At 59.4% G+C, this 5,523-nt stretch carries 7 protein-coding genes and 1 pseudogene; 3 read left to right on the forward strand and 5 right to left on the reverse strand.

Translation table 11 applies throughout. The features are described from left to right. Positions 1-465: hypothetical protein (locus ACEW8Q_RS15280; protein WP_373504914.1), on the reverse strand; the 465-nt coding region annotated here is incomplete at its 3' end. On the opposite strand from ACEW8Q_RS15280, the pseudogene ACEW8Q_RS15285 reads away from it, so the two are divergent. Together ACEW8Q_RS15285 and ACEW8Q_RS15290 are read left to right on the forward strand one after the other, a co-directional pair. Beyond that, positions 466-1,014 (forward strand): annotated as a pseudogene (locus ACEW8Q_RS15285) (6-phosphogluconate dehydrogenase (decarboxylating)); the annotation flags it as partial. It lies immediately after the preceding gene. A 64-nt stretch (positions 1,015-1,078) separates the two neighbouring features. Beyond that, positions 1,079-1,612 (forward strand): type VI secretion system-associated protein TagO, encoded by a 534-nt coding sequence (locus ACEW8Q_RS15290; protein WP_373504915.1) that lies wholly within the window; start codon positions 1,079-1,081, stop codon positions 1,610-1,612. Positions 1,613-1,790: 178 nt separating this feature from the next. Here the strand turns inward: ACEW8Q_RS15290 and ACEW8Q_RS15295 are convergent, their stop codons facing one another. Beyond that, on the reverse strand, positions 1,791-1,958 hold the full coding sequence (locus ACEW8Q_RS15295; protein WP_373504916.1) for a DUF1127 domain-containing protein: 168 nt from the start codon (positions 1,956-1,958) through the stop codon (positions 1,791-1,793). Then, positions 1,955-2,107, reverse strand: coding sequence for a DUF1127 domain-containing protein (locus ACEW8Q_RS15300; RefSeq protein WP_373504917.1), 153 nt, complete (start codon positions 2,105-2,107; stop codon positions 1,955-1,957). Before ACEW8Q_RS15300 ends, ACEW8Q_RS15295 begins: the two co-directional genes overlap by 4 nt. Positions 2,108-2,505: 398 nt before the next feature. Between ACEW8Q_RS15300 and ACEW8Q_RS15305 the strand changes: the two genes are divergently transcribed. Continuing rightward, positions 2,506-2,949 carry a group II truncated hemoglobin gene (locus ACEW8Q_RS15305; protein WP_373504918.1) on the forward strand — a complete coding sequence of 148 codons (444 nt, stop codon included), beginning with the start codon at positions 2,506-2,508 and terminating at the stop codon, positions 2,947-2,949. Here ACEW8Q_RS15305 and ACEW8Q_RS15310 read toward each other — a convergent pair. Both ACEW8Q_RS15310 and ACEW8Q_RS15315 read right to left on the reverse strand, forming a co-directional pair. Next, entirely contained in the window at positions 2,936-3,289 is a 354-nt protein-coding gene (locus tag ACEW8Q_RS15310; protein WP_373504919.1) for a cupin domain-containing protein, read from the reverse strand. The genes ACEW8Q_RS15305 and ACEW8Q_RS15310 overlap by 14 nt on opposite strands. Positions 3,290-3,440: 151 nt before the next feature. Beyond that, positions 3,441-5,117 carry a formate--tetrahydrofolate ligase gene (locus ACEW8Q_RS15315; RefSeq protein ID WP_373504920.1) on the reverse strand — a complete coding sequence of 559 codons (1,677 nt, stop codon included), beginning with the start codon at positions 5,115-5,117 and terminating at the stop codon, positions 3,441-3,443. Positions 5,118-5,523: the final 406 nt, after the last annotated feature.

Consider the following 5,523-nt stretch of genomic DNA (forward strand, 5'->3'; position numbering starts at 1 on the left):
GGCGTCGAAGTTGCCGTCTTCGCCGGTCGAGTCGGTGTACTTGAAGTGGATGAAGAAGAAGTCGTACTTGTCCCAGTTGGCTTTGAGGACTTCCATCTGCTCTTCGATCGTCTGGGCGTCGCCGAGGATGTCCATGCCCACGAGCGACGCGAGGCCCTTGTACATCGGATAGACCGCGATCGCCGCGGCCTTGAGGCCGTAGGCTTCTTCGAAGCTCGCAATCGAGGGCTTGCCTGTGATGCCGCGGAGCGTGCAGCAGTTGGCCTTCTTCTCGCCGGCGAGGAGCTTCTTCACCTGGGCGATGAACTCGTCACAAATCTTGGCGGTCTTCGCGCTGGCGGCGTCCTTGGCGACGGCGGCGAGCGGCGGGACGCCGGTGGCCTGCGGGTCGGTGTCGGCGACGTTGCCGCCGAGGCCCTCACCACGCAGCACCACGACGAAGCGGTGCTCCTTCACGGGCTTCACGATCACCTCGACCCCATCTTCGCGGCGCTGGCGCCGGGCAAGGGCCAAATCGAGACGACTCCGGGCCGGGAAGCCCGCGACCCTCGCGTTGAACTGGGCTACATGCATTGCGGGCCCACGGGCTCCGGCCATTTCGCCAAGATGATCCACAACGGCATCGAATACGGAATGATGCAGGCCTATGCCGAGGGCTTCAACATCCTCGAAACCCGCAACGACCCCAAGCTGCCGGAGGCCGAGCGCTTCACCTATGACGTGGCCGACCTGGCCGAAGTCTGGCGGCGCGGCAGCGTGGTTTCGTCCTGGCTTCTCGACCTTGCCGCCATTGCGTTGGCCAAGGATGATAAACTCTCGGGCTTCTCAGGCGCCGTGTCCGATTCCGGCGAGGGCCGCTGGACGGTGGAAGCTGCAATCGAGCAGGCGGTTCCGGCGGAAGTGCTGGCCGCGGCCATCTTCGCCCGCTTCCGTTCGCGCCGCGATCACACGTTTGCGGAAAAGCTGCTCTCGGCCCTTCGTTACGAATTCGGCGGACATATGGAGCCGAAGTAAATGCCTATTGTCTTATAGCAGACTTGAGATCTAAATTGACCTAGAGACAGAGAGGGGCATTGGGGTGAAATCACTTTTCCACACTGGGTTGCTAACTCTGTTGCTGCTGATTTCTCCGACGCTTTCAAGATCTCAAACAACTGTCGAGCAGACCTCAAGTCCACCAGGAAAATGGCGGGTAGAACGAGACGTTTCTGCACTCACCGACGCCAATAATGTCTATTGGATTCTTCAATCAGAAAACATGGTTCGGAATGCAATCAGACAAGAGGAGCGAGCATTACTGATGGTGATGTGTCACCAGAACGAAACCCGCTTTATATTCGATCTGCAGAATTACATGGGTTCGTCGGGTATCAAGATGGCATATCGAATCGATAAAGGTCAGGTGAGAAGAGAAACAGTTAACGTCTCTGAGGGCGGGCGAACGTTTGGATATTGGAACGGCACTGGCATTCCATTCCTAAAACAGCTTGCCAGCAGTTCAAATTTAGTAATCGCTGCTAAGCCTTACAGTGAAGGGGATGTTGAGGCGATTTTTGCTCTGGATGGAATCGATCAAGTGATTTCGGACGTTCGGAAGACATGCAAATGGTAAGCTCACTGTGCTGAACTTGCTGTGAACAAGGAGACCCCGCTCGCGCCGCGATCATACGTTTGCGGAAAAGCTGCTCTCGGCCCTTCGTTACGAATTCGGCGGGCATGTGGAGCCGAAGTAGTTCACGGGTAAAAATGAAAAACCCGCCGAGGGATGATCCGGCGGGTTCTTCGTGGCGTCAGTGCTTGAGAGCCTTGACGCGGGCCACATGGCCCAATTGGTAGCGCTTGAGCCCCATGTCGGCGAGATCGGCGTCAGACAGGGCGGCGGCTTCGGCGCGGGCCTGTCTGTAGGCCTTCATTCTCCGGCTGCGGCTCAGGAGGAGGCCGAGCTGGAGGAAACTCATGACCGTGCGGCCTCCCGGGCCAGACGGTGGATGTCGACACGCGAGATGCCGAGATCGGCGAGTTCGCGGTTGGACAGGCTCTCGAGCTCCGACACAGTGCGGGCGTAGCGCTTCCAGGTCGAGTAACGTGACTTCAGGACTTCAAACATGGTCATTCCCCTTGGATTGACGGTCTTTGGTTGCTTTTGACAGACCCAATTTAGGTGCGCTGCAACAAAACAAGCAATGCTATTTTTGCATATCTCGCTTTACATGTGAAAAAACATGGCTTTAACGAATAGGTAACGATGCCCTTCCGTTATGCTGCGCTGCCAGAGATGTGGGCAATGCGATTGATTTGACAGCGATTTGAGTGTCGCGGGACCGTCATCTGCCGGATCTCCCGGCAGGACCGCACCCACCGGGAGGCAATTTATTTCGTATCTCGAAAAAATGTCGCACCCCCTTGTTAGCGAAGGCCGGGTTGCCGCATGCGACAGAACTGCCCAAGTTTCATGCAGAATTTCGAATAAACTGAACAAGTGTCGATGCGCAGAAGGAATCGGTGATGGCCGGTCCGGGAAATCAGCCCCCCTACCAAACTCCCTATGAGCGGATCGGTGGCGAGGCGGGTGTACGGAATCTGGTGAAGGTCTTCTACGATCTGGTGGAGACCGAGCCCGAGGGCGCCCCCTTGCGCGTGATGCACAACCAGGGGAACGGCCTGGCCCACGCACGCGACGCGCAGTTCATGTTCCTGTCAGGCTTTCTGGGCGGGCCGCAGCTCTATGTCGAGCAGCACCACCATTCCAACGTCAGGCAGATGCATGCCCATCTGGAAATCGGCCCCGTCGAGGCCCAGTCCTGGCTCGCCTGCATGGAAAAGGCACTGGAGCAAACGGCGGACGACGAAACCCGCCGCCTGCTGATGCAGACCTTCACGCGCGTGGCCAACGCCCTGAAGAACAGGCCTCAGGACGCTGACAATCCGCTCAAGGTCACTTCAGCTTGATGCAGAAGTGCTTCTTCACCGGCTTCTCGATCTTCCATGTGCCGGCAAAGCCGGGCTCCACCGTGAAGGCGCATCCGGGCGTCATGGTGACGCTTGTCCCGCCGTCGGGCGTGATGGTGATCTGCCCGTCGATCAGGTGCACGAATTCATAAGAGCCATAGGTGGCGTGATAGGTGCCGGGCGTTGCCTCCCACGTGCCGCTGATCACGCTGCCATCGGCGGAGGTGTGCTGGATCCAGGTCTTCATGGTCGGATTGCCCTCGATCTTCTTCCAGCCATCGAGATCGGCGGTGATGGGATCGGATCCGGGTGCTGGGAAACGGAATACGGTGTCGGCCATGTTGCGTGTTTCCTCCCGCGGGCGGTTGCCGTGATTGGATTGTTCCTTGCCCGCGTGCGCCAGACAAATCCTAAATTCCACATAATTCAATGAAAGCAAAAAAGGCCCGGTGCTTTGCACCGGGCCCATTAAAGCAGTCATGCAATCCTGATTAGAATAGTCCGGCGATCTGGCCCTTTTCGTCGAGGCCGATGACTTCGGCCGACGGCACCTTGGGCAGGCCCGGCATGGTCATGATGTCACCGCAGACGACGACGATGAACTCGGCACCAGCCGACAGCCTCACCTCGCGGATCGGCACGACATGGTTGATGGGCGCGCCCTTGAGGTTCGGGTCGGTCGAGAACGAATACTGCGTCTTGGCCATGCAGATCGGGAACTTGCCATACCCTTGAGCTTCGTAGCCCTTGAGCTGGTCGCGGACCGCCTTGTCGGCCACGATGTCTTCGGCGCGGTAGATTTCGCGGGCGATGGTCTTGATCTTGTCCCACAGCGGCAGATCTTCGCCATAGATCGGCTTGAACTGGGCCGAGCCCTTGTCGGCGATCTCGGCCACATGCTTCGCAAGGGCCTCGATGCCCTTGCCGCCCTCGCCCCAGTGCGTGCACTTGAAGGCTTCGACGCCATGAGTCTTGCAGAACTCGATCACCGCATTCACTTCCGCCTCGGTGTCGGAGATGAAGTGATTGATGGCGACCGCGATCGGCACGCCGAACTTCTTCACGTTCTCGATGTGGCGGCCAAGGTTGGCGAGGCCCTTCTTGAGCACCTCGACATTCTCGGTCTTGAGCTCGTCCTTGGCGGCTCCGCCATGCATCTTCAGTGCACGGACGGTGGCGACGATGACGGTGGCGGCAGGGGTCAGGCCCGCCTTGCGGCACTTGATGTCGAAGAATTTCTCGGCACCGAGGTCGGCGCCGAAGCCCGCTTCCGTCACCACATAGTCGGTGAGTTTCAGCGCGGTCTTGGTGGCCATGACCGAGTTGCAGCCATGCGCGATGTTGGCGAAGGGACCGCCATGCACGAAGGCCGGGTTGTTTTCCAGCGTCTGCACCAGGTTCGGCATCAGCGCATCTTTCAGGAGCACCACCATGGCGCCCGGCGCCTTGATGTCCTTCGCCAGAACCGGCGTCTTGTCCTTCTTGTAGGCGACGACGATCTGGCCGATGCGGCGCTCGAGGTCCTCGATCGAATTGGCGAGGCAGAGGATGGCCATGATCTCGGAGGCGACCGTGATGTCGAATCCGGCTTCGCGCGGATAGCCGTTGGCGACACCGCCCAGCGAGCAGACGATTTCACGCAGCGCCCGGTCATTCATGTCCATGACGCGGCGCCAGGCGACGCGGCGGGTGTCGATGCCGAGTTCGTTGCCCCAGTAGATGTGATTGTCGATCATGGCGCTCAGCAGGTTGTGCGCCGAGGTGATGGCGTGGAAGTCCCCGGTGAAGTGGAGGTTGATATCTTCCATCGGTACGATCTGGGCGTAACCGCCGCCGGCCGCACCACCCTTCATGCCGAAGCAGGGGCCGAGCGACGGCTCGCGCAACGCCACCATCGCCTTCTTGCCGATACGGTTGAGGCCATCGCCCAGACCAACGGTGGTGGTCGTCTTGCCTTCGCCAGCGGGTGTCGGGTTGATGGCGGTCACCAGGATCAGCTTGCCGTCGGGCTTCGACTTCAGGCTGTCGACATAGTCGAGATGCACCTTCGCCTTGGTATGGCCGTAGGGGATCAGGTCCTTCTCGGGGATACCGAGCCGCTTGCCGATCTCCATGATCGGCTTCATTTTCGCTTCGCGCGCAATCTCGATATCGCTTTTCACTGACATTCCGTTTTCCCCCTGATGTGGATTAGAGAGTTTTCCCTACAGTAAAAATACATTACTATTGGGAAATGTCGATAGGATTCGTTTGGAGTGCTCCGGGCCTTGCGCCGGGAGCCTGCTGATGGGTTCAGAGGCGCCATGCGGCAAGGGCGGGCCGGAAGGTTCTTGCAATAAGCCTCGGCCTCATGCGATCCCTTTTGCGACGTTTCTGGGAGTTTTTCTCCAGAGTTTTCTGCCAACCGGCCCACCGCCGAACACAGGATCAAGACAGATGCGAGCATTCGACCGTCCCGGCCGCTCGGCGGCCTATGGTTCGCGCGGCATGGCTGCAACCTCCGCGCCGCTGGCAACCCTTGCCGCTGTTGATTGCCTCCGCGCCGGCGGCAACGCGGCGGATGCAGCGGTCGTG

This window comes from Aestuariivirga sp., assembly GCF_041738905.1.
GTDB lineage: Bacteria > Pseudomonadota > Alphaproteobacteria > Rhizobiales > Aestuariivirgaceae > Aestuariivirga.